19 protein-coding genes, 2 tRNA genes and 3 rRNA genes are annotated in these 23,207 nt (G+C 41.0%); 15 read left to right on the forward strand and 9 right to left on the reverse strand.

Translation table 11 applies throughout. The annotated features are described in order from the left end of the window. The first annotated feature begins 556 nt into the window (after positions 1–556). The 13 genes from AOR04_RS00175 (at position 557) to AOR04_RS00235 (ending at position 12,291) form a co-directional block, all read left to right on the forward strand. A 16S ribosomal RNA gene (locus AOR04_RS00175) occupies positions 557–2,092 on the forward strand. Positions 2,093–2,168: 76 nt separating this feature from the next. Continuing rightward, positions 2,169–2,245 (forward strand) — tRNA-Ile (locus AOR04_RS00180). Positions 2,246–2,295: 50 nt separating this feature from the next. Further along, positions 2,296–2,371, forward strand: a tRNA-Ala gene (locus AOR04_RS00185). A 306-nt stretch (positions 2,372–2,677) separates the two neighbouring features. Next, positions 2,678–5,567 (forward strand): 23S ribosomal RNA (locus tag AOR04_RS00190). Between the two features lie 150 nt (positions 5,568–5,717). Continuing rightward, positions 5,718–5,832: ribosomal RNA gene (gene rrf / locus AOR04_RS00195) — 5S ribosomal RNA — on the forward strand. The 16S, 23S and 5S rRNA genes sit together here with 2 tRNA genes alongside, the layout of an rRNA operon. 435 nt (positions 5,833–6,267) lie before the next feature. Further along, complete coding sequence (locus AOR04_RS00200; RefSeq protein WP_096792183.1) at positions 6,268–7,200, forward strand: hypothetical protein; 933 nt, start codon at positions 6,268–6,270, stop codon at positions 7,198–7,200. 26 nt (positions 7,201–7,226) lie between these two features. After that, on the forward strand, positions 7,227–8,126 hold the full coding sequence (locus AOR04_RS00205; RefSeq protein WP_096792184.1) for a DUF350 domain-containing protein: 900 nt from the start codon (positions 7,227–7,229) through the stop codon (positions 8,124–8,126). 3 nt (positions 8,127–8,129) lie between these two features. Beyond that, on the forward strand, positions 8,130–9,851 hold the full coding sequence (locus AOR04_RS00210) for a polyamine aminopropyltransferase (protein WP_096792185.1): 1,722 nt from the start codon (positions 8,130–8,132) through the stop codon (positions 9,849–9,851). Between the two features lie 78 nt (positions 9,852–9,929). Continuing rightward, positions 9,930–10,343, forward strand: a complete 414-nt coding sequence (locus AOR04_RS00215; RefSeq protein ID WP_004335098.1) for a YjfI family protein — start codon at positions 9,930–9,932, stop codon at positions 10,341–10,343. A gap of 24 nt (positions 10,344–10,367) precedes the next feature. After that, on the forward strand, positions 10,368–11,060 hold the full coding sequence (locus AOR04_RS00220) for a PspA/IM30 family protein (RefSeq protein ID WP_007377917.1): 693 nt from the start codon (positions 10,368–10,370) through the stop codon (positions 11,058–11,060). Between the two features lie 74 nt (positions 11,061–11,134). Next, on the forward strand, positions 11,135–11,773 hold the full coding sequence (locus AOR04_RS00225) for a DUF4178 domain-containing protein (protein WP_096792186.1): 639 nt from the start codon (positions 11,135–11,137) through the stop codon (positions 11,771–11,773). Beyond that, positions 11,770–12,090 carry a hypothetical protein gene (locus AOR04_RS00230; RefSeq protein WP_007377915.1) on the forward strand — a complete coding sequence of 107 codons (321 nt, stop codon included), beginning with the start codon at positions 11,770–11,772 and terminating at the stop codon, positions 12,088–12,090. Before AOR04_RS00225 ends, AOR04_RS00230 begins: the two co-directional genes overlap by 4 nt. 15 nt (positions 12,091–12,105) lie before the next feature. Next, positions 12,106–12,291: a hypothetical protein gene (locus tag AOR04_RS00235; RefSeq protein WP_007377914.1), complete on the forward strand. Its 186-nt coding sequence runs from the start codon at positions 12,106–12,108 to the stop codon at positions 12,289–12,291. 19 nt (positions 12,292–12,310) lie between these two features. Here AOR04_RS00235 and AOR04_RS00240 read toward each other — a convergent pair whose 3' ends face one another. From AOR04_RS00240 to AOR04_RS00260, 5 genes are all read right to left on the reverse strand, one after another. Beyond that, positions 12,311–12,715 (reverse strand): hypothetical protein, encoded by a 405-nt coding sequence (locus tag AOR04_RS00240; RefSeq protein ID WP_096792187.1) that lies wholly within the window; start codon positions 12,713–12,715, stop codon positions 12,311–12,313. Between the two features lie 10 nt (positions 12,716–12,725). Beyond that, positions 12,726–13,247, reverse strand: coding sequence for a hypothetical protein (locus AOR04_RS00245; RefSeq protein ID WP_096792188.1), 522 nt, complete (start codon positions 13,245–13,247; stop codon positions 12,726–12,728). Between the two features lie 84 nt (positions 13,248–13,331). Beyond that, a complete protein-coding gene (locus AOR04_RS00250; RefSeq protein WP_096792189.1) occupies positions 13,332–14,708 on the reverse strand; it encodes a class II fumarate hydratase in 1,377 nt (458 codons plus the stop codon). An 11-nt stretch (positions 14,709–14,719) separates the two neighbouring features. Continuing rightward, a complete protein-coding gene (locus AOR04_RS00255) occupies positions 14,720–15,085 on the reverse strand; it encodes a hypothetical protein (RefSeq protein ID WP_232525492.1) in 366 nt (121 codons plus the stop codon). Positions 15,086–15,186: 101 nt separating this feature from the next. Next, positions 15,187–15,372 carry a hypothetical protein gene (locus AOR04_RS00260; RefSeq protein ID WP_007377909.1) on the reverse strand — a complete coding sequence of 62 codons (186 nt, stop codon included), beginning with the start codon at positions 15,370–15,372 and terminating at the stop codon, positions 15,187–15,189. Between the two features lie 200 nt (positions 15,373–15,572). Here AOR04_RS00260 and AOR04_RS00265 point away from each other — a divergent pair, with 200 nt between their 5' ends. Continuing rightward, a complete protein-coding gene (locus AOR04_RS00265; RefSeq protein WP_007377908.1) occupies positions 15,573–16,163 on the forward strand; it encodes a DUF938 domain-containing protein in 591 nt (196 codons plus the stop codon). Here AOR04_RS00265 and AOR04_RS00270 read toward each other — a convergent pair. The 4 genes from AOR04_RS00270 to AOR04_RS00285 all read right to left on the reverse strand — a co-directional run bounded on the left by AOR04_RS00270 (position 16,140) and on the right by AOR04_RS00285 (position 21,901). Beyond that, complete coding sequence (locus tag AOR04_RS00270) at positions 16,140–17,279, reverse strand: GNAT family N-acetyltransferase (RefSeq protein WP_096792190.1); 1,140 nt, start codon at positions 17,277–17,279, stop codon at positions 16,140–16,142. The two genes, AOR04_RS00265 and AOR04_RS00270, sit on opposite strands and share 24 nt — an antisense overlap. A 6-nt stretch (positions 17,280–17,285) precedes the next feature. Further along, positions 17,286–18,662: an alpha/beta hydrolase gene (locus tag AOR04_RS00275; RefSeq protein WP_096792191.1), complete on the reverse strand. Its 1,377-nt coding sequence runs from the start codon at positions 18,660–18,662 to the stop codon at positions 17,286–17,288. Further along, positions 18,652–21,372, reverse strand: coding sequence for an ATP-binding protein (locus AOR04_RS00280; protein WP_096792192.1), 2,721 nt, complete (start codon positions 21,370–21,372; stop codon positions 18,652–18,654). The genes AOR04_RS00275 and AOR04_RS00280 overlap by 11 nt, the downstream gene beginning before the upstream one ends. A gap of 73 nt (positions 21,373–21,445) precedes the next feature. Beyond that, entirely contained in the window at positions 21,446–21,901 is a 456-nt protein-coding gene (locus tag AOR04_RS00285) for an Lrp/AsnC family transcriptional regulator (RefSeq protein ID WP_096792193.1), read from the reverse strand. 136 nt (positions 21,902–22,037) lie between these two features. Between AOR04_RS00285 and AOR04_RS00290 the strand changes: the two genes are divergently transcribed. Beyond that, positions 22,038–23,207 carry a PrnB family protein gene (locus tag AOR04_RS00290; RefSeq protein ID WP_096792194.1) on the forward strand — a complete coding sequence of 390 codons (1,170 nt, stop codon included), beginning with the start codon at positions 22,038–22,040 and terminating at the stop codon, positions 23,205–23,207.

A 23,207-nucleotide genomic window follows, 5' to 3' on the forward strand; every position in this document is an offset into this window, starting at 1 on the left:
TGAGTGTATCAGCAAGGTGATTTTTGTACCATACAGTGCACTGTTTGGTTACAAAACTATCAGTTTTAGGGTGTTTAGTTCAGATACTAACCGAACAGTATCTTTTTTTACTTTTTCTTTAAAAAAGTGCTTGCGTAAAAATATGATCTCCCTATAATGCGACCCCACTGAGACGGGAAGCGCCAACGCATAGCGAGGCACGAACTACTCAGAGAGTTAAATAAAACTTCGGTTTTAAATCTTCCAAAAAGAAAGTTTAAAACTAAGTGTTGACTCGAAAAATAAAGGGTGTATTATTCGCATCCCTTGAGACGCTAAAGCGACTCAAAACGTTCTTTAACAATATAAAGCAATCATCTGTGTGGGCACTCGTACAGATTGAGTTCTAACAGCCAACCTACTTAGGTAGCGAGGCAAACAAATTAGAGTCTCAATTGAAAACTGAGTGACCAACAGAATAGTTATTTCGGTAATTATTCGGCACAGTCAATTCAATATCGAAAGATATTAAAATAAATTCAGAATTCATTGAGCTGTCGAAAGACATAAAACTTTTTAATTGAAGAGTTTGATCATGGCTCAGATTGAACGCTGGCGGCAGGCCTAACACATGCAAGTCGAGCGGTAACAGAGAGTAGCTTGCTACTTTGCTGACGAGCGGCGGACGGGTGAGTAATGCTTGGGAACATGCCTTGAGGTGGGGGACAACAGTTGGAAACGACTGCTAATACCGCATAATGTCTACGGACCAAAGGGGGCTTCGGCTCTCGCCTTTAGATTGGCCCAAGTGGGATTAGCTAGTTGGTGAGGTAATGGCTCACCAAGGCGACGATCCCTAGCTGGTTTGAGAGGATGATCAGCCACACTGGGACTGAGACACGGCCCAGACTCCTACGGGAGGCAGCAGTGGGGAATATTGCACAATGGGCGCAAGCCTGATGCAGCCATGCCGCGTGTGTGAAGAAGGCCTTCGGGTTGTAAAGCACTTTCAGTCAGGAGGAAAGGTTAACGGTTAATACCCGTTAGCTGTGACGTTACTGACAGAAGAAGCACCGGCTAACTCCGTGCCAGCAGCCGCGGTAATACGGAGGGTGCGAGCGTTAATCGGAATTACTGGGCGTAAAGCGTACGCAGGCGGTTTGTTAAGCGAGATGTGAAAGCCCCGGGCTCAACCTGGGAACTGCATTTCGAACTGGCAAACTAGAGTGTGATAGAGGGTGGTAGAATTTCAGGTGTAGCGGTGAAATGCGTAGAGATCTGAAGGAATACCGATGGCGAAGGCAGCCACCTGGGTCAACACTGACGCTCATGTACGAAAGCGTGGGGAGCAAACGGGATTAGATACCCCGGTAGTCCACGCCGTAAACGATGTCTACTAGAAGCTCGGAGCCTCGGTTCTGTTTTTCAAAGCTAACGCATTAAGTAGACCGCCTGGGGAGTACGGCCGCAAGGTTAAAACTCAAATGAATTGACGGGGGCCCGCACAAGCGGTGGAGCATGTGGTTTAATTCGATGCAACGCGAAGAACCTTACCTACACTTGACATACAGAGAACTTACCAGAGATGGTTTGGTGCCTTCGGGAACTCTGATACAGGTGCTGCATGGCTGTCGTCAGCTCGTGTTGTGAGATGTTGGGTTAAGTCCCGCAACGAGCGCAACCCCTATCCTTAGTTGCTAGCAGGTAATGCTGAGAACTCTAAGGAGACTGCCGGTGATAAACCGGAGGAAGGTGGGGACGACGTCAAGTCATCATGGCCCTTACGTGTAGGGCTACACACGTGCTACAATGGCGCATACAGAGTGCTGCGAACCTGCGAAGGTAAGCGAATCACTTAAAGTGCGTCGTAGTCCGGATTGGAGTCTGCAACTCGACTCCATGAAGTCGGAATCGCTAGTAATCGCGTATCAGAATGACGCGGTGAATACGTTCCCGGGCCTTGTACACACCGCCCGTCACACCATGGGAGTGGGTTGCTCCAGAAGTAGATAGTCTAACCCTCGGGAGGACGTTTACCACGGAGTGATTCATGACTGGGGTGAAGTCGTAACAAGGTAGCCCTAGGGGAACCTGGGGCTGGATCACCTCCTTATACGATTTAGAACTTATTTGTTCGTAGTGTCCACACAGATGATTGTTATTGTAAAGAGAACAACACTTATTGTTTTGGGTCTGTAGCTCAGCTGGTTAGAGCGCACCCCTGATAAGGGTGAGGTCGGTAGTTCAAATCTACTCAGACCCACCACTTCTTGTCTAATCAAGAAGATGGTTAAAACAGTAAGTACCAGCATATGTGGGGCTATAGCTCAGCTGGGAGAGCGCCTGCCTTGCACGCAGGAGGTCAGCAGTTCGATCCTGCTTAGCTCCACCACTTTTACTTCTTAAAAATAAATATTCTTTATCGGGCCATTAACCGCCTGAGAATAGAGTGTGTTTAATTTTGAGAGGTTTTTGTATCTCTTGCTCTTTAAAAATTTGGAAAAGCTGATAATAAAATTCTGATGAATACATTGTATTTATCAAGAGTTTTCAAAAGTAAAAAAACAATGGTAGCAGTACCATTGAGTGCCATTTAGTTAACTCTTATGAGTTGATTGATTGGTATCTACTTTAGTATTCAATATTGACTTCTGGCGAAGTTAAACTGTCACAAAACAAAGACCCGTTTGGGTTGTATGGTTAAGTGACTAAGCGTACACGGTGGATGCCTTGGCAGTTGGAGGCGATGAAGGACGTATTAACTTGCGATAAGCCTAGTCAAGCTAGTAAAAAGCGCTTGAGACTAGGATTTCCGAATGGGGAAACCCACCTGCTTGCAGGTATCGTTAACTGAATACATAGGTTAACGAGGCGAACGCGGAGAACTGAAACATCTAAGTACCCGTAGGAAAAGAAATCAACCGAGATTCCGAAAGTAGCGGCGAGCGAAATCGGAACAGCCCTTAAGCTTATTATGTGTTAATGGAAGGCTGCTGGAAAGCGCCACGATACAGGGTGATAGTCCCGTACATGAAAAGACATTTTAAGTGAAATCGAGTAGGTCGGAGCACGTGAAACTTTGACTGAATATAGGTGGACCATCATCTAAGGCTAAATACTCCCAACTGACCGATAGTGAACCAGTACCGTGAGGGAAAGGCGAAAAGAACCCCTGTGAGGGGAGTGAAATAGAACCTGAAACCGTGTACGTACAAGCAGTAGGAGCCCACTTGTTGGGTGACTGCGTACCTTTTGTATAATGGGTCAGCGACTTATATTTTGTAGCGAGGTTAACCGAATAGGGTAGCCGTAGGGAAACCGAGTCTTAACTGGGCGAATAGTTGCAAGGTATAGACCCGAAACCCGGTGATCTAGCCATGGGCAGGTTGAAGGTTGAGTAACATCAACTGGAGGACCGAACCCACTAACGTTGAAAAGTTAGGGGATGACCTGTGGCTAGGAGTGAAAGGCTAATCAAACCGGGAGATAGCTGGTTCTCCCCGAAATCTATTTAGGTAGAGCCTCGGACGAATACTTACGGGGGTAGAGCACTGTTAAGGCTAGGGGGTCATCCCGACTTACCAACCCTTTGCAAACTCCGAATACCGTAAAGTAATATCCGGGAGACACACGGCGGGTGCTAACGTCCGTCGTGAAGAGGGAAACAACCCAGACCGCCAGCTAAGGTCCCAAAGTCATAGTTAAGTGGGAAACGATGTGGAAAGGCCCAGACAGCCAGGAGGTTGGCTTAGAAGCAGCCATCCTTTAAAGAAAGCGTAATAGCTCACTGGTCGAGTCGGTCTGCGCGGAAGATGTAACGGGGCTAAACTATGCACCGAAGCTGCGGATTCAGAATTTATTCTGAGTGGTAGGGGAGCGTTCTGTAAGCGGTTGAAGGTGTACCGGGAGGTATGCTGGACGTATCAGAAGTGCGAATGCTGACATGAGTAACGATAATGGGAGTGAAAAACTCCCACGCCGGAAGACCAAGGGTTCCTATCCCATGTTAATCAGGGTAGGGTAAGTCGACCCCTAAGGCGAGGCCGAAAGGCGTAGTCGATGGGAAACAGATTAATATTTCTGTACTCGATATAATTGCGATGGGGGACGGAGCAGGCTAAGCAAGCATAGCGTTGGTAGTCTATGTGAAAGTGAGTAGGGCGTTTGTTTAGGTAAATCCGGACGAACACTAAACCTGAGACACGAGACGAGTCACTACGGTGATGAAGTTGCTGATGCCATACTTCCAGGAAAAGCCTCTAAGCTTCAGATTATATGGAATCGTACCCCAAACCGACACAGGTGGTCAGGTAGAGAATACTAAGGCGCTTGAGAGAACTCGGGTGAAGGAACTAGGCAAAATCGTACCGTAACTTCGGGAGAAGGTACGCTCCTATCTGTGATGAGACTTGCTCTCTAAGCGGACGGGAGCCGCAGTGACCAGGTGGCTGGGACTGTTTATTAAAAACACAGCACTGTGCAAAATCGCAAGATGACGTATACGGTGTGACACCTGCCCGGTGCCGGAAGGTTAATTGATGGGGTTATCCTTAGGGAGAAGCTCTTGATCGAAGCCCCGGTAAACGGCGGCCGTAACTATAACGGTCCTAAGGTAGCGAAATTCCTTGTCGGGTAAGTTCCGACCTGCACGAATGGTGTAACCATGGCCACGCTGTCTCCACCCGAGACTCAGTGAAATTGAAATCGCAGTGAAGATGCTGTGTACCCGCGGCTAGACGGAAAGACCCCGTGAACCTTTACTACAGCTTGGCACTGAACATTGAACCTACATGTGTAGGATAGGTGGGAGACTTTGAAGCAGCGACGCTAGTTGTTGTGGAGTCAACTTTGAAATACCACCCTTGTAGTTTTGATGTTCTAACGTTGGCCCCTGAATCGGGGTTACGGACAGTGCCTGGTGGGTAGTTTGACTGGGGCGGTCTCCTCCTAAAGAGTAACGGAGGAGCACGAAGGTTGGCTAAGTACGGTCGGACATCGTACGGTTAGTGTAATGGTAGAAGCCAGCTTAACTGCGAGACAGACACGTCGAGCAGGTACGAAAGTAGGTCATAGTGATCCGGTGGTTCTGAATGGAAGGGCCATCGCTCAACGGATAAAAGGTACTCCGGGGATAACAGGCTGATACCGCCCAAGAGTTCATATCGACGGCGGTGTTTGGCACCTCGATGTCGGCTCATCACATCCTGGGGCTGAAGTCGGTCCCAAGGGTATGGCTGTTCGCCATTTAAAGTGGTACGCGAGCTGGGTTTAGAACGTCGTGAGACAGTTCGGTCCCTATCTGCCGTGGGCGTTTGAGAATTGAGAGGGGTTGCTCCTAGTACGAGAGGACCGGAGTGAACGAACCGCTGGTGTTCGGGTTGTCATGCCAATGGCATTGCCCGGTAGCTACGTTCGGAACTGATAAGCGCTGAAAGCATCTAAGCGCGAAGCAGGCCTCGAGATGAGTTCTCACTAGACTTTTAAAGTCTCTGAAGGGCCGTTGAAGACTACAACGTTGATAGGCAAGATGTGGAAGTGGTGTGAGCCATTAAGCTAACTTGTACTAATTACCCGTGAGGCTTAACCATACAACGCCAAACGCGTTTTATGTGATAGTGAAGCAAGCGAAGAAGTTAATATAACTAAAGTAGACATTACTTAGAAAGACTTAAAAAATATTATCAGATATTTTCCAAATTCAGTTAGTGCGTAGAGATACGGATTAACGCCCAAATTTGCTTGGTGACAATAGCGTTTTGGACCCACCTGACTCCATGCCGAACTCAGTAGTGAAACGAAACAGCGCCGATGATAGTGTAGCATTTGCTATGTGAAAGTAGGACATTACCAGGCTTCAAATTGTAGAGAGCCCGACTAGAAATAGTCGGGTTTTTTTACGTCTGCAGAAAAGTGAAAATAAAAGCGGTAGCCAGAGCCCATACCGAACTCAGTAGTGAAACCAAACAGCTCGAAGGCGAGCCCTACGGAAGGCCGCCCCGACACAATGATAGTGTAGCATTTCACTGTGACTTTATACCGCTGTGGGCACTACGACATTCACGTAGGTCGGGTGAGCGCAGCGACTCCCGACACTAAGATCACCGTAAGTACCTTTTTATAAAGAGGTACTTCAATTCGAACCTCATTATATAGCTTCATATTTTCACTAAATCATACACTGATTATAGAGATGTTCGTTTCTTCTCACTTTGTTGCAATTTCATTCTTGGTTTAATAAGTGACCTGTGTAAAACTAGCTGCGTTAATTTAGTAAATCAGGTGACATGAATGTCGAATATTAAAGCTTGGAAACTTATAAGCCTGTTTTGTTTGTTCGCAGTGCTTATGGGTTGTCAATCTAAAGAAGAGCAGCTGCAACAAACAATTCAAGAGTCTATTAAAAAGGCTGATACGGAGCTGTCTCAGCTTGGTACTGCACTCGATAATGGGAATGTGCGCAATGCTATATTACTTAAAGAATATGGCGAGCTCCTTAAAAAACAACAACCAGAGCTTACAAAAGTTGTTGATGTAATTACCCTTGATGCAACGCGCCAAGGTGCACTTTATAGTGGTTTAACACAGCGACTTAAAGATATTAAAGGAACTTACTTAATTCCTCCTTACGAAGATACGTTGCATAGCATTGATTTGTTGCGTGATGCGTCTAAACCTACGCTATTTTCCGATGCGCTAACCGATCCTATTAATATGCTAGCTGATATGTCCAAAGGCACTTTAGCGCGTGTAGGCGCAATTAGTAAGCAAGCTGAAGGTGAGGGTGTTGGTAACCAAATGGTAGGTAACCCTAACTATGGTAACTGGCAATCAAATAGTAACGGTATTAGCTTTTGGCAATGGTACGGGATGTACCGTATTTTAGGTGATGTATTTGATCGTGTTGAATATGGAAGCTGGAGTAAGCGCCGAAAGTATAGTTATTACAATGACTATGGCCGTTCGCGTTATTCAAGCCCTAAACAAATTAAAACCCAAAGCGCGCTAGAAACACGCACGCGCCAAACATACCAACGCCAAGGTAAGCAGTTTACAAGCCCTTATGCGAGTAAAAAAACAGGTGCATCCGGTTTAAGCCGTAGTAGTTATACGCCACCAAAAAGCCGCAGTAGTTATTCTCGTTCGAGCAGTTATAGCAATAGCTCAGGAACGGTGCGTGATAGCGGTAGCAGAACCTCTCGTGGCGTGAGCCGTGGTAAGTAAAAGAATAAAGTTGGAGTTAGAATAATATGTATGAATTTAATGGAATAACTATGTGGTCACTGCAAGCGCTGGCGATTGATTTTGCAATTATTGTTTTATTATTTGTAAGCCTTAAATATATAAAAGGCTGGGTTTCAAACTTACATGCAAATGATGAAATAACAGAGCGTGATAACTTTGCTTTTGGTATTAGCTTTGCCGCTGGTTTAGTGGCACTGGCGATTGTATTAACGGGTGTAAGTAGCGGAGCTTTTGCTGCAACACTGCAACAAGAAGCATTGCAAATGTTAGCTTATGGCGCATTAGCAATTGTACTTATTAAGTTGGGTCACTTTTTTCAAGATAAAGTAGCACTTCGTAAAGTAAGCCTGCACGACGAAATAGTTAAAGGTAACGTTACAGCTTCAATAATTGATTTTGGTCATGTTGTTAGCGTTGCTATCGTTATTCGCTCAGCACTTTTATGGGTTGCTACTGATGGCTGGCATGGTCTTCCAATTGTAATTGCTGCCTTTATTATAGGTAGCGTTGTATTACTACTTGTTAGCCAGTACCGAGTGCAGTTATTTAAGCTTACAAATAAAAGTGGCGACTGCCTACAACAAGCAATTGTTGATGGTAACTTAGCTGTGGGTATTCGTTACGCTGGATTTTTAGTTGGTAGTGCATTAGCTATTACAGCAGCAACGGGTGTTGCACCTTACGCGGCTGATAATATTAATGCGAGTTTACTATACTGGGCTATTAGCGCAGTTGTGAGCCTTGTCGCATTTATTATTTTGCACTTAGTGACAATTAAAATAATTTTATCTGGTTGCGATATTTCCGATGAAGTTAATCGTCAAAAAAATGTAGGTGTAGCTACTATTTCTGCAGCAGTATCATTTGCTGTAGGTATTACTATGGCAACCTTACTAGGCGCATAATCAGTGTCATCAACCAACACTCCCCCAAGTAAGTCTCGCTTACTTGGGCACGATATATTACTAATTACTGTTATGGCCGTGCTTGCTGGATGCGGCCTTATTTATGAATACTTACTGTCTCATTATGCGGGCCGTGTACTTGGCTCAGTAGAAAGCGCTATTTACGCCATGATTGGTACTATGATTGTAGCAATGGGCTTAGGCGCTTTTTTAGCGCGCTGGTTTAAAGATGCATTTACCGCTTTTGCTTGGCTAGAAAGCATTATTGCTTTGGTTGGCATGGGCTGCATTTTAGCGATAGCGGGTGTAATAGCTGTAAGTTACTCTCTTCCTCATTTATTTTCGAGCATTTTTAATTTACCCCCTGATGTTGTACTTAATGGTTACGTATTTCAAAAGCTACAAGAGTGGTCACGTTTTCTACCTTATGTTTTTGGTTTAATACTGGGCTTATTTATTGGTATGGAAATACCGCTTATAGCGCGTATTCGTCAGCACGTTTATGGCCGTTTTTTAGAAAACAACGCAGGGACTATTTATGGTGCCGATTATATTGGTGCTGGTATTGGTGCCGCCATTTGGGTAAGCATCATGCTCTCAATACCTATAATGCAAGCTGCGGCGTGGACGGCGTTATTTAATATCATTGCAGGACTCGCGTTTTTATGGCGCTATCACACTTATGTGCGCTTTGCTAAGGCACTTTTAGTTTGCCATATAGTACTATTGGCATTGTTTGGCTTTATTTTAGTATTTGGCAGTAGCTGGATGAACAATCTAAGTAATGTTTTATACAAAGATAAAGTAATTTATTCGCAAGCAACCAAATACCAGCACGTAGTTTTAACCGAAAGATTAAGCAAAAACCAACCTCAGCCAATCACCGATTTATATTTAAATGGGCGTTTACAGTTCTCAAGTATTGATGAGCAAATATATCATTCAATGCTGGTTTACCCTGCAATGCTTGCCTCTAACAGACACGACCGTGTATTAATAATTGGTGGTGGTGACGGGCTTGCACTTAGAGATGTTTTAAAGTGGCCTGTAAGTGAAGTAACGCTAATAGATTTAGATGCGCAGCTTCTCAATTTATTTGGTCATAAAGACGGTGACTTTACGCCGCCAGAGCACATCAATAAGCGATTACTACAGCTAAACAATAAATCGATGCAAGACTCGCGAGCCAACATAATTGTGGGTGATGCATTTTTAGAAGTAGAAAAGCTGCTTGATCAATCTAAGCAGTTCGACACCATCTTAATTGACTTACCGGACCCAAATCACCCTGATCTAAATAAAATGTACAGTGACTACTTTTATAATCATGTACGTCAGTTATTAGCACCCGATGGCGCAATGGCGGTTCAATCAACTTCACCTTACCACGCTAAAAAAGCGTTTTTAAGCATTGCTAAAACAGTTAAAGCGGCTGGGTTTGAGTATGTTGAGCAGTATCAGCAAAACATACCTTCGTTTGGGCAGTGGGGCTGGACTATAGCTACTAAAATGGGGCAGTCGGCCAGTGGCCGTATTAATGATGCGACGGCTATGCCTGTGCCATCAAGGTGGATTAGTAAAGAATATTTATTGGCAAGCTTTGTATTTCCCAATCAATACTTTGAACAAGTTAAAAGTGTTGAGGTCAATAGGTTAGGCTCTGGTCAATTATATGATTACTACCGAACTGCATGGCAAATAGAAAGCGAATTGTATAAAAATTAAAAAACATGGTTGACATAATATGTCGGCCGTGAGAATCTTAACTCAGACATAATATGTCAAACGACAAAAGGCAGAGACATGGAATTAAATGAACTTTCAATAAAATTAGCTTCTTTTGAAACTGAAGGTGCTAACTTTGAGTCTTTCTTGATTGCCAACCCAGGCGAGCAAGATGTTTTACAAGTCATTGTTGATGGAAATGATGAACTTCCAATTTTTGTTACACAAACGCAAGAGCAGTTATTATGTATTAGCTACTTGTTTGACGAAGATGAAGTTAAGAGTGAATTACGCAACGAGTTGAACGAAACATTACTACGTTTAAACGTGCCAATTCCACTGAGTGCATTTGCTAAAATCGATAACAAATACGCGATTTTTGGTGCACTGTCGGTAAATTCATCATTAGATGACGTTACCCACGAACTAGTGACATTAGCCGATAACGCTATCGATGCACTAGAAGCCGTGACCTTGTATTTAAACGATTAATAGCTAGTTAGTGGAGTTAAGATTATGAGTATTTTAAAAAAATTATTTACAGCAGTACGTGGCGGCGCTCGTGAAGCAGGCGAAGCTATTGTAGACAAAAATGGTATCCGTATTTTTGAGCAAGAAATTGCAGACGCGCAAAATGCACTTCACCGTGCTAAAAAAAGCCTTACTGAAGTAATGGCTAAAGAAATGCAAACTAAGCGTAAAATTAGCGCTGTAGATGCATCAATCGCTGAACATGAAGCGTATGCAGGCCAAGCTCTTGAAAAGGGCAACGAAGCGTTAGCATTAGAAATTGCAGAAAAAATTGGTGACTTTGAAGCTGAAAAAGCTGAAAACGAGCAAGTATTATCTGGCTTTAGCAATCACATTGTTACGCTTAAGCAGCAAGTTAAAGATGCTGAAAAATCGATTAAAGAGAATCAGCGCCAGCTTACAATGGTTAAAACCACTGAAAGCGTACAGCAAGCAACAATGGCTGTTAACAGCACGCTTAATACAAACAGCTCGTCTATGACATCGGCTCGTCAATCACTTGAACGCATTAAACAGCGCCAACAAGATCGTAGCGACCAGCTAGGTGCTGCAAAACAACTTGAGTCAGACGTAAATGGCGATGACTTAAAAGCAAAAATGGCTGAAGCAGGCATTGGCGACACAAGTCCAAAAAGCGCTGATATTTTAGCTCGCATCAAAGCGAAGCAAAATAGCTAACCATTACGTTTATACTTTAAAAAGGTAACCGAGTTTTGCTCAGTTACCTTTTTTGCTTAGAGGGCAGCCTTCCTATGTTTAATTTTTTCAAATCTAAAAAAGAGCCAGAGCGTCAGCTTAATCATCCGAGCGAGCTTAAAAAAGGCGACATGTTTAGCGTTATCGACTCCTTTGCTTATCCGGCATGGCTAAAAGGTGAAACGCTACGTGTTACTGGTATTCAGACTTACCAATATCAGCATAGTAGCGATACTGAATTTGTACTTGAGACAAACAGCGGCCAAGTTGTATTTTTACAAATTGAGCAAGATGACGGCGAGGAGTGGGCTAACTTTTCTATTAAAATTCAGCGAAACGAAGTTGAGGAGATATTTAGCCTTGATGAGTTTGCGCGTATTTTTGATGAAGAGTCGTTAACCCACATTACAGTGCAAAATACACCAGAGCGCTTTATGCAGTTTTTAGCTAAAAGCTATCAACAAAGCGAGTCGCCTTATGTGTGTTATTTCCATAATAAAGATTACCGCAACCAAACTTTGCCTCGTTATGAGCAAGAAGGTGGTGAGCCATGTGAAATGATTTGCTTAGCGTCAGATAATGAAGGTTTTGGTTTAAATATCGAAATTTGGGATGGCGGCGAAACCGAAGTATCGCTAACGCTCATGCGTCCAATGTCAGACATTGTAGACTTGTTTCCCGGAGATGCTAAGTGAGTGATGCTAAAGACAAGTGGTTACGTCAGGAACAAGCTGTACGTGCCACACAAATGGCATTTGATCTAAGCAGCGAAGTTCAAAAGCTGATAAAAAAGCAAGCTATTGATCAAGAGCTAACGCCGTCAGATATGATCCGTAAAATACTTGGCTTAGATGTAAAATCTAAAAAAACGCGTCAACGTTTATCGTTTAATTTAAATGATGATGAAATTGCGCAACTAGCCAGTCGCTTTGATGTCTCAAGTGATGATAAGCGAGCCGTAAAACAACAAGTAGCTGACTTACTAATTGCTCACACTAAAAAAACTAAGTAGTTACACTAGATTATTATGAATATTATTTTAATTGCTTACTTAATTATTTTTGCGTTGTTTGGTACAGCGGCGAGTTATTTTGTACGTTTTATTTATGCGTATTGGGTGCTTAAAACAATGCCCATGAAGTACATTATAAAAGCAGGTATTTGCGTGATACTGGTGGTAGTAATTTCAGCGTTAATTCCGTATTTAAGTTAACGCTGAAATTAAGTTTGATTTACTTTATATCAAACGACTGACATTGCTGATTAATACACAGCGATTGTACTTCAAGTACAGGGGAGCAATCGGTTAAGCCTTGTGCTGCATTTTTTATTTTTTCTTGCTTTGTTATGAGTTGCGCAATATTTTCAGCTTTTTCTTGCGGGGTGTTAAGTGTTGAGTAAACAACATATTTACTCGGTCCACCGCATGCGCGGGCGCCAACTTCAAGCACTTTGCACTGAAAGCTAGCGGTGCAGCTATTATCACTCACCATGTCATTCAGCTCATTGTTTAAGTGAGACAAGTTTTTACTTTGTTCATTGCTTGACGTTATTGTGCTAGCACAACCACTTAGTAATAAAATGCTGCTAGCAACGCTTAAAATTGATAGTTTAATTGCCGATGATAAACAACTCATAACGTTATCCTTAAAATGCACTTACCGCTGAGCCTTCAAGTTTAACACATTTATTTTCAACACACTGCGTGCTTGGCGTTGTTAAATGCTGACAAATACTCATCATCCCTTTTTGTGCATTATAGTTACTTTCAAGCTTTGTAACTTTATCACTTAAGGCTGTTACTTGCTCTTCAGACACTGATTTTGTTGAATACACAATAAAACTACTCGGTCCACCACATGCGCGGCTACCCACTGCATTTACCCTACATTGCGTGCTTGTATCACATTGCGTGTCTGCAATAAGTGTATTTAACTCGGTTTTAGCTGCTCTGATATCTTCTATTGAAACTTCTTTTAAATCGGCTTTCGGGATTTTTTCAGCAACTGATTTGTTTTGTGTTTTAGTATTCTCTTGTAATTTTTGAAGTACTGGCTTTGATGTTTCAGTTTCAGAGGTGACTGTTACTTGCTCTGTTTCAGCTGGTGTTTTATCTAAGCATGCAGTTAAACAAAGAGGTAAAAGTATGGCTAACAATGGGGTACGCATAATAAACCTTGATAGTGATGAAATATTCATCACTATCATACACTGTGCATTTTTTACGGCAATAAAAACTATATAATCAAGTAATTAAAGTCCGCCCTGCGTTAGTTTGGTGGGATTAAGTAGCTTTTCGAGTTCACTGCGTGGTAAATCGGTTTCTTGTTCGGCTACATCAATAATAGGGCGAGCTTCTTTATAAGCCTGCTTTGCTATTTTTGCTGCTTTTTCATAACCGATCACCGGATTAAGCGCAGTTACCAAAATTGGGTTTTTAGCGAGCGCTTTATCTATATTAGGCTGATTTACCTTAAAGCTGGCAATGGCTTTATCGCCCAATGCTTGCGCGCTATTGGCAAGTAATTCTATACTTTGTAAAATATTATAAGCAATGACTGGCAGCATAACGTTCAGCTCAAAATTACCCGCTTGGCCTGCCACTGTAATGGTGGCATCGTTACCTATTACTTGTGCACTTACCATTGCAGCGGCTTCTGGTATTACTGGGTTTACCTTGCCAGGCATAATAGACGAGCCTGGTTGCAATGCTTCAAGCTCTATTTCACCAAGGCCCGCTAGTGGTCCTGAGTTCATCCAGCGTAAGTCGTTTGCTATTTTCATTTGTGCTACAGCGAGTACTTTTAATTGCCCCGAAAGCGCAACTATGGCGTCTTGTGAACCTATGTTATAAAAAAAGTTACTGCTAGGCGTAAATCTAATGCCTACATTGGCACTTAGGTTTTCTGTAAATTTTGCTGCAAATTTAGGGTCTGCATTTATTCCTGTTCCAACCGCTGTACCACCTTGTGCAAGTTCGCATACACGCTCTAAGCTATGTCTAATTCCTGCTGCAGCATGATTAACTTGTGACTGCCATGCACTTAGTGTTTGATTAAATGTAACAGGCATTGCATCCATTAAATGCGTACGGCCCGTTTTAACTATATGGCCTACCTCAGCTTTTTTATTTTCTAGGCTTTGCGATAAGTTTTCAAGCGAAGGAAGTAATTCATACACTACATTTATTGCACTACTGAGTGCGATAGCGGTAGGAACTACATCGTTAGAGCTTTGTCCCATGTTTACATCATCATTAGGGTGAATGCTTTCATTGCCTAATCGGCTAGCAAGTGTTGCAATAACTTCGTTGGCATTCATATTTGAGCTTGTGCCCGAACCTGTTTGAAAAATATCAACGGGGAAATGCTCAACATGTTCGCCATCAATAATACTTTGACAAGCTTGCTCAATAGCATTTGCTTTGTCTTTACTTAGATGGCCAAGCTCGCAGTTACTTTGTGCAGCGGCTTGCTTTATATAAGCCAGTGCAGTGATAAATTGCTTTGGCATAGAAAGGCCACTAATCGCAAAGTTATTAACTGCTCGTTGTGTTTGCGCCTGATAGAGCGCATCAGTAGGTACTTGTAGCTCGCCCATGCTGTCTGATTCTGTTCTAAAGTTGCTCATAAGTGTGCTCCTTAAAAAGGGTTGAATTCGTGGCTAAGAATACGAGCTTCACGCTCCAGTATTAAAAATTGTGCAGTATTGTTATGCACTTTATAAAACCGTTTCAATGCTAATAATGGTTTGTATAACTGCTCTAAACATTGCTTACGAATAGCATTATGGATAAGAGGGTCACACATTTTGTTCATAATTTCATGGTGTGTGCGCCTAAGATAAAACTCTTGAAGCAAAGGATTTCGCTGTTGTTCAAAGTTTTTGGCGACGTTTAGAGCGGTTTCTATGTAATCGGCAACGAGCATGGGTGCATGCAGGCCGGGTCTTAAGCAATGGCAAGAGAGTTCTTGATGGTAACGATGCTGTGCATGATTTGAAGACATAAAAAAACCGACTCAAGTTAACGATAATAGTTATCATTACATTTAATCGGTTTCAGTGTAAACAGTTATTATTAAAATTATTTGCGATATTAATTTGAGTTTTAATTGTAGCCAAGAATAAATATCTGATCTGTTTCATGTTTTGTTATCGCCTTTTGATTATGTTTAGGATGCGAAAGTAAATCGATTACTGTAGCTCTCATATCAACGGCATAACTATGATCGTCGGTGGTTTTTTCAATTATAGCAACAGCTGCATCTACAGCTGTATAAGAGGGAGTATGCATAATATTTTCCTATTAATTAAATCATAAATTAACCCAAGTAAGGGTTAATATAACTAAAGCATAATACATACCACTGCCTTAAATTAGTTGTAGTGTTATGAATTTAATAGTCTTTATAAATACTCGATACAATTTTAGTTACCCAAAATTAGCAATTTGCGATATTGTTGTGCAATATGCTTCTCATTTGGTGCAAAGTAATGGCTAAACCTTTCTCACAAGCTTGCGAAAATAACAAAAAGCCTATTTTAAAAGTGCTTACTCAGGTACTTAATAAAACGAAAGTATTGCTTGAAATAGGCTCAGGAACCGGCCAACATAGTGTGTTTTTTGCAGAACAATTACCACATTTACAATGGCATACAAGTGATCGCGCTATAAACCACGAAGGGATTAATTTATGGCACCACGAAGCTAATTTAACTAATTTACATGCGCCACTTGAGCTTGATTTAAATAATGAGTGGCCAATAGATAAGGTTGACGCTATTTATACTGCAAACACATTTCATATTGTAAGTTGGCAATTAGTTGAACGTTTTTTTGACGGTGTTAAACGTCACTTAAATAGCGACGGTATGTTGTGTATTTATGGGCCATTCAAATACCAAGATGAATTTACCAGCCCAAGTAATGATGACTTTAGTGCCTTTTTAACAGAGCGCGATCCGTTAAGTGGAATAAGAGATTTTGAAGCAGTTGAACAACTAGCTAAGCAAGCAGGGCTTACGCTTATTAGCGATACTGCCATGCCTGCAAATAATCAGTTACTCGTTTTTAAACGGCAGTAATGAGCTACATTGCTCTTTATATATATCAATATGGCCGCGTTCACGCTTTAAGTAGTCGCTTATTGCATTACTGAAATCGCCATCAACAATATGGTGAGCAGAGTAGGTAAGTACGGGTTCAAATCCGCGTGCTATTTTGTGCTCACCTTGTGCACCCGAATGAAAACAGTTGAGTTTATGTTTTATTGCAAACTCAATACCTTGGTAATAACACAACTCAAAGTGAAGCGAATCTACTTCCTCACTTGCTCCCCAGTAGCGCCCATACAGCGTATTTGCACCTACTAAACTGAGTGTTGCAGCAATCACGTTATCGTCTCTTTTGGCCAGCATAATAACGAGAGTATTAGCCATTAAGGCATGTAAAAGCGTAAAAAACTCCATATTTAAATAGCCCAAATGACCAGAACGCTTTAAGTAGGTACGCTGATAAAACTCACAAAACAATTGCATTATCTCGGGCGTAATTTGCGTTCCTTGCAGCCATTCAATATCAATATTTTGTTGCGCTATTTTAGCTCGCTCTTTTTTAAGTGACTTACGTTTTCGTGAGCTAAGTATTTGCAAAAAGTCGTCAAAGGTTTCAAAACCTTTATTAAACCACTGAAATTGCACACCCACTCTTAACATGGCATGTTGCTCAGTTAATGAAGTCGCTTGGGCTTGGTCGCAAAAATTAACATGCCAACCCGACCACTTTTGCTCAGCACTGTGTATGCTAAGTTGCTCTGTAATGTACTGATACACCGCATTTGGGTTAGCGTGATCGATAGCAATACGCTTGCCTTCAATAGGGCTAAAGGGAATTCCAGATAGCCACTTGGGATAATATTCTAAACCGTGTTTTTCGTATGCCTCAGCCCATGCCCAGTCAAATACGTACTCGCCATATGAATGACTTTTTAAATACCCGGGTGCAAGTGCAACGAGCGTATCATCTTCAAAAATAGCGAGGTGATGGGGCTGCCAACCGCTTTTTTGTGTTACGCATTGGCTTTGTTCAAGGGCATATAAAAAAGCATGTTGAGTAAATGGTTCATCACCAAATAAACGTTGCCACTGCGCCTGATCAATCTCATTAATACTGCTAAACCATTGGTGCGAAAACGTTCCCATGACTACTTACCTTGTAGTTGTTCTAAGCTGTTCTACATTTTTAATAAACGTACTAATTTGCATTTTAAGCTCGGTAAAATGAGGATTATAAGTTAAGCGTTGTAAAGCCGGATAGTGTTTTAAGTTGGCGCTTGTACGCTCTCCTAGTTGTGGTTTTGTTGTTGTTTTACATGTTTTGTACAGGGACTCATCGTTAATAAAGCTGCCACAATTACGATAGGTTGCGTTAATTCCATAATGTGGATTTTTCGGTGAGTTAACAACAGCAATATGCGACATACCATGAACTTTTTTACATTGAGGTGTTGTGCATTGCGGGTTATTTACTGTGTAGTCACTAGCAAAGTCTGGCGGTAAAATATCAGTGCTTCCATAAAGTACTAAAGTATCGAGTGGCTTATATTTTACTGAATTACCCTTGTGTAACGCACTTAATAATTTTAGCGTGGCACGCGTATCTATCGTGGTATCAATGTCGGAAAGTACACTAAAAATAGGCAATTTAAGTGCAGGGCGTTTGTTTAAACTACTTACGCTTGCAAGTGACATTGCATCGTATGAAGCGGCAGCTGCATTTAAAGGAAATGATTCATACTTAGCAAAGTCTACATCGGCGTCTTTATCTATCCAATTAACAAAGGGTATGGCATCAATCCACTTTGCTATCCAGCCGTACTTATTATGCGGCTCAGAGCCGGGAGAATAAAGCATAAGCGCTTTAATTTTAGGCGAAACAGTGTGTTTGGTTGCGTAATCAATAAGTAACGCTGCACCGGTAGAGTAACCTGCAAGTATCACCTCATCAAAGTCTTGCATCGATCGCTCAACTCCGTACTTGATTGCCTGTTGCCACTGGCTAACCTCTACATTGAGTAAAGCACTTGCGGCACTTCCATGCCCTGGTAATAATATAGTACGCACGGTATAGCCTTGCTGATAATACACTTGTGCTAAATCGTGATACGTAAAGGGTGAGTCAGTTAACCCGTGGATTAATAGTGCAACTTTATTACTGCTTGGATGCGTAAGCTCAAAAGGGGCAATAATATCTACAATAGTAGGGTCTGATTTTCGGGTACCTTGTGTCACTAATTGCTGATACGTTTGTGTAATAACGGGGCATGGCATATTTGCACGGGGATTGGCTTTATTTATATGTTTATACGCATAATCTAAGTAATGATTGAATGGTAAAAGGGCGTGGTAATTAAAACGCTGGTGATTGTGCTCATTTTCAAAGCGTAATAAGCCTTGTTGCTTACTTTTTGTTATAGATTTGAAGTCGCTCGCCTGCGATATACAATTTTGAGCGACAACAATATGCGAAAAAACACTTAAAATAAAACCAAAAAATATGTTTAAAATTAAACCACTATTGTTCATTAACTTCTGCATATTGGACAAGACACTCGGTTAGCTTACTGAGTTCAAGCGGTTTTGCAAGATGCTGGTTAAATCCAACAGCTTGTGCATGTGCTTTATCCTCTGGCATAACGTCGGCGGTTAAAGCAATGATAGGGAGCTCTTCGTCTGTTTTAAATTGCCTGATCAGTGCCGTGGCTCTATAACCATCCATTATGGGCATTTGGCAATCCATAAGCACTAAGTCAAAATGTTGTTCTTTTACAATGTTGACCGCCAGCTCACCATTTTCAACAATGTGCGGCACAATACCTAGCGACCCAAGCATTGCTTTAATGACCATTTGATTTACAGGATTATCCTCTGCAACAAGAATACTTAAAGATGCAGCATTGGTATTTGCAGTCGTTATGGTTGGGAGTTCTTCTGGCTCTGTTGTTTCTAGCTGTATCTCAAATGTGAAAGTAGATCCCTGCTCTAATTCACTTTGCAACGTTATTTGGGCGTTCATTAATTGGCTCAGCTCTCTAGCGATGGTTAAACCAAGGCCAGTCCCTCCAAACTGCCGTGAAGTAGAGCTATCGGCCTGAGTAAACGCATTAAACAGTTTGTTATGTTGGTTTGATTTAATGCCTATACCAGTATCAACAACGTTAATTGTTATTTTTACTTCATTGGTAGATACAAACTCGGTATCGATATTTAGTGTAACGCTGCCTTTTTTTGTAAATTTAATAGCATTACTGCATAAGTTAAGCAGTATTTGCTCTATCCGCATAGAATCGCCAATAAACCATGTGTCGGCTGGTAATTTACAGTTAATTTTCCAATCAAGGCCTTTATTTATAGCGCTTTGTTCAAACATGGTATTAATACGCTGTACAAGTGCATTTAAATCAAATGGGATATATTCAAGAACTAAGCGTTGTGATTCTATTTTTGATATATCGAGAATATCGTTTATTAGGTTTAACAAGCTTTTTGATGATGAGTTTATTTTATCCAAATAGCCAATGAGTGTATTTGCGTTATCTTCTTTACGCGCCAGAGACGAAAAGCCAATTACAGCATTTAACGGCGTACGTATTTCATGGCTCATATTCGCTAAAAACTGACTTTTAGCTTGGTTAGCTAAATCAGATTGCTTTTTAGCTTGTACTAGAGAGTAAGTGCGCTCAGCTACTTGGCGAGTCAGCGCAATTTGCTGCTGATTAAATAGTAGTAATACCATCAAAATTAATGAGCATACGGCCACTTGGAGTATAAGTAATAATAAAGTGAGTTGGCTATTGTGCTGTGATAAAAACTTTTCTTTTAGTGATAGTTTTACAACCCATTGTTGCCCACCAAAGTCGACATTGAACGACATTGGGCGACTGCCTTGTGCTTGGTCGAGGTTCTTTGAGTAATTAGTATAAAATGGAGGCTCGTTTATATCTTCATAAATACCAATCGAGAACATGTCTGATTGTTGCTCAGAAATAGCTTGTTCAATCATACTGCGCACTAAAAACACACCAGTGGCATAGCCTTTAATTTTTTCTCCACTCATACTTTGAGAGTGCACAGGCGCAAATAATAAATAAGCTGGGCTTGGCTCTTTGGTTTGCACCAGTTGGATTATTTTAGTGCTAATAGGTAAATATTTAATGGCAGGGTTGAGTAATGATGCTTTTCTATCTGAATTTGAAAAGACATTAAATCCAATCGCTTTTTGATTACCGTTAAAAGGTGCAATATATTTAACAATAACGAGAGGGTCATTATCCTCAAGTGGTTTACCTACGATATCAATATCTAAATGATAAATATTTGAGATTTCTTCAGTAAAAGCATTGCGCTGATCTTGGTCTATTTTTACATTCCACGATAAAGCTTTAATAAATGAATGTTGTTTGAGTAGCTGGCTTGCATAAGAATAAAAGTCTTGCTGATTTAATTTTGATGATGATTGGACTTGGCTAGCTAAACTTTGCACGGCAATAATACTGCGATTTGTGTACCTATATAAGCTATTTTCTATAACGTGAACTTCACGCTCAGCAATTTTAATCGTATTGATACGATTTTCTCGGTCATACAATTGAGTTGTAACGGCAACCGAGAAAAATAAAACTGAACATACTGCAAGAGTCGGTAATACAGATATATTATATTGATTCGACTTTTGTGGTAGCAGAGACAGTAACAATGGAGTGGCAATTAAAACGCCTAAAGTATCGCCAAGCCACCAGTAAGTAACATTTTTCCAGTGATTATCAATACTGTAAACAGGGTTGAATTCACTCAGTGCAAATACACCACAATTAGCTGAAATTAAGCTCACTAAAATGGCTACTACAACAATAAAATAAATGATATTTTTGCGTTTTTTAAAGCGTAACGGATGGCCCAACCAAAATTTTAAAAGCGCCGCACCTACCATTGCCTGTATTACAACACCAAAAGAGATGTACATCGCCTCATTAAATGAGTTGCCAATGAGTACCATTTCATGGACTGAGTTATTAAAAACATTAAGATTAAAAGCTATAGAAGCTATAAATAATGGCAGAATAAATCGCCACCACCATATATAACACCCCACTAAAGCAATACCGGCGGGTAACCAAATAGGAATTATTTGTGAGTTGAAAGCAAGTTTAGTGAGTGCAATGCCGACTAAGAAGTATGCAAAGGCAAAAATTATGTAAAAAATAAAAGAGTGATATTTTGAGTTAAAATTTTTCACATAAGGTCCAAGCGATTATTATTCTCATTTTTTAAATATCAGTATAGCTAACAGTAAGTTATTTGCGGAATTTTTATAATGGTAACTGCTTTTTGCTAAATGACTGCTTTAACACGACAGTTGATTCTATATTAGCAATGCAACTTAAACCACCTAATTGATGTTTTACAAATCTCTCATAGCTCTCAAGATCGTGTGCAATAATTTTTAATAGATAATCATAGCTTCCTGATATTACACAACACTCTAATACATGTGGTAATTTTTCTACATGTTGCTCAAATTGCTCAGCAGCACTTACCGAGTTTTGGCTTAGCCTCACAAACGCATACACCAGCACATTAAGATTAAGTGCTTTAGGATTTATAGCTGCGTGGTAGCCGGTAATAATGTTTTCTTGTTCGAGCTTTTTTATACGCCTTAAGCAAGGTGTATCAGACAAATTAATGCTGCTAGCCAAGTCTGAAACTGACATGCGGGCTTGGCTTTGCAGTGCGATGAGTAATTGCTGATCTTTTTTATCTAACATAGTTATCGGCTTTCATTAATTATTTTTATATTTGTAGTGATTATTGCTAAATATCATGGTTTTTACTATTTTTTTTGGCGTTTTACTCTCATTAAACTCTGTTAGCATTTAATTATAAAAATAATAGAGCACAACAATGAACACACATACCGCTATTTTCGATCAATGGATACGAACAGGATTTGTCACTTTAAATAGTGAACTTGAGCAGCTCTATTGGCAACAAACCGATAAAGCAAATGTAGAAGGAATAGGTGAGGCCTTAAAGCAACAGTTAGAAAAAGAAGGCAACGCATTAATTAGCAATTTATTAGCCGAGGGAAACACAGATCAAGGCTTTGATAGCGCTTTTGACTTACTCGGTAACGTAGGATTATTTATGGCGGCGTGTAGGCGCCATGAAATTACTGAGCCAAGCAGAGAAACTACTTCCCCGCTAATTGAAGCCTCAGCGCTTGCTATGCATATAGGCGCATCCATTGGCGTAACCCCTCGTTTTGCTACCGCCCACTTAACTACTCATAACAAAGCACTTAACGGTATTTATAAACGATTTACTAATTTACCTGATGAAAAGCTATTTATTGATTACAACACTCAAGGTATTTTGGCCTATAAACGTGCAAGTGATGCTTTATTAAAAATATTGCCGTTAGGTATTTCACACCCCTTGTGTGGTGAGTTATTAAAAGTAGCTAAACAAGCGCTTATAGATGTAACTGAGTCAAATAATGCACTTTATTCTGAGCTCGATACAGATCGCTTTTTTAACTGCGTTCGCCCTTATTATAAACCGTACCGTGTAGGTAAAGAGGTTTACAGAGGTGCAAATGCTGGTGACTTTGCAGGTATTAACGTGATTGATATGTTACTAGGGCTATGTAGCGCAAATGAGCCTAGTTACTCGCAAATGCTGGTGGATAAGTTTTTATATATGATGCCGGAGGATCAACAAATCCTACGAGAAGCCATGCGTATGCAAAGCTTTATGGATGACTTTTTACAAGCCAAGCCATTTAAAAATACAGATTGGTTTAAAAGCCATGCAACGTTATTTATTCAAGTGTGTAAATTACATGGCGACACCGCAGTCGGTCATCATAATCAATTGGTTGAAAAATTTATTGCTCAGCCTTCAAAAAATATGCAACAGCAGCATATGAGCAAGGTAACAGCAAGTGGTCCGCCGCTTCATGTATTACTTGATTCGCTCGAAAAATTAAGAGATAGGCGAGCCAGTGCCAAACGCGACGATATAAAAACACGTTTTGACGATCTAAATACACTTAAAGAATGGGTTAAATAG

Source organism: Pseudoalteromonas sp. 1_2015MBL_MicDiv (genome assembly GCF_002407505.1).
Classification (GTDB): Bacteria; Pseudomonadota; Gammaproteobacteria; order Enterobacterales; family Alteromonadaceae; genus Pseudoalteromonas; species Pseudoalteromonas fuliginea.

Coding starts and splice junctions, on each gene's coding strand:
- AOR04_RS00255 (WP_232525492.1), bottom strand. CDS start 15,085: ATGTCTTCAAATCATGCACAGCATCGTTACCATCAAGAACTCTCTTGC.
- AOR04_RS00285 (WP_096792193.1), bottom strand. CDS start 21,901: ATGTTAGATAAAAAAGATCAGCAATTACTCATCGCACTGCAAAGCCAA.
- AOR04_RS00225 (WP_096792186.1), top strand. CDS start 11,135: ATGTTTAATTTTTTCAAATCTAAAAAAGAGCCAGAGCGTCAGCTTAAT.
- AOR04_RS00240 (WP_096792187.1), bottom strand. CDS start 12,715: ATGAGTTGTTTATCATCGGCAATTAAACTATCAATTTTAAGCGTTGCT.
- AOR04_RS00235 (WP_007377914.1), top strand. CDS start 12,106: ATGAATATTATTTTAATTGCTTACTTAATTATTTTTGCGTTGTTTGGT.
- AOR04_RS00245 (WP_096792188.1), bottom strand. CDS start 13,247: ATGCGTACCCCATTGTTAGCCATACTTTTACCTCTTTGTTTAACTGCA.
- AOR04_RS00200 (WP_096792183.1), top strand. CDS start 6,268: ATGTCGAATATTAAAGCTTGGAAACTTATAAGCCTGTTTTGTTTGTTC.
- AOR04_RS00220 (WP_007377917.1), top strand. CDS start 10,368: ATGAGTATTTTAAAAAAATTATTTACAGCAGTACGTGGCGGCGCTCGT.
- AOR04_RS00275 (WP_096792191.1), bottom strand. CDS start 18,662: ATGAACAATAGTGGTTTAATTTTAAACATATTTTTTGGTTTTATTTTA.
- AOR04_RS00270 (WP_096792190.1), bottom strand. CDS start 17,279: ATGGGAACGTTTTCGCACCAATGGTTTAGCAGTATTAATGAGATTGAT.
- AOR04_RS00265 (WP_007377908.1), top strand. CDS start 15,573: ATGGCTAAACCTTTCTCACAAGCTTGCGAAAATAACAAAAAGCCTATT.
- AOR04_RS00290 (WP_096792194.1), top strand. CDS start 22,038: ATGAACACACATACCGCTATTTTCGATCAATGGATACGAACAGGATTT.
- AOR04_RS00205 (WP_096792184.1), top strand. CDS start 7,227: ATGTATGAATTTAATGGAATAACTATGTGGTCACTGCAAGCGCTGGCG.
- AOR04_RS00215 (WP_004335098.1), top strand. CDS start 9,930: ATGGAATTAAATGAACTTTCAATAAAATTAGCTTCTTTTGAAACTGAA.
- AOR04_RS00250 (WP_096792189.1), bottom strand. CDS start 14,708: ATGAGCAACTTTAGAACAGAATCAGACAGCATGGGCGAGCTACAAGTA.
- AOR04_RS00260 (WP_007377909.1), bottom strand. CDS start 15,372: ATGCATACTCCCTCTTATACAGCTGTAGATGCAGCTGTTGCTATAATT.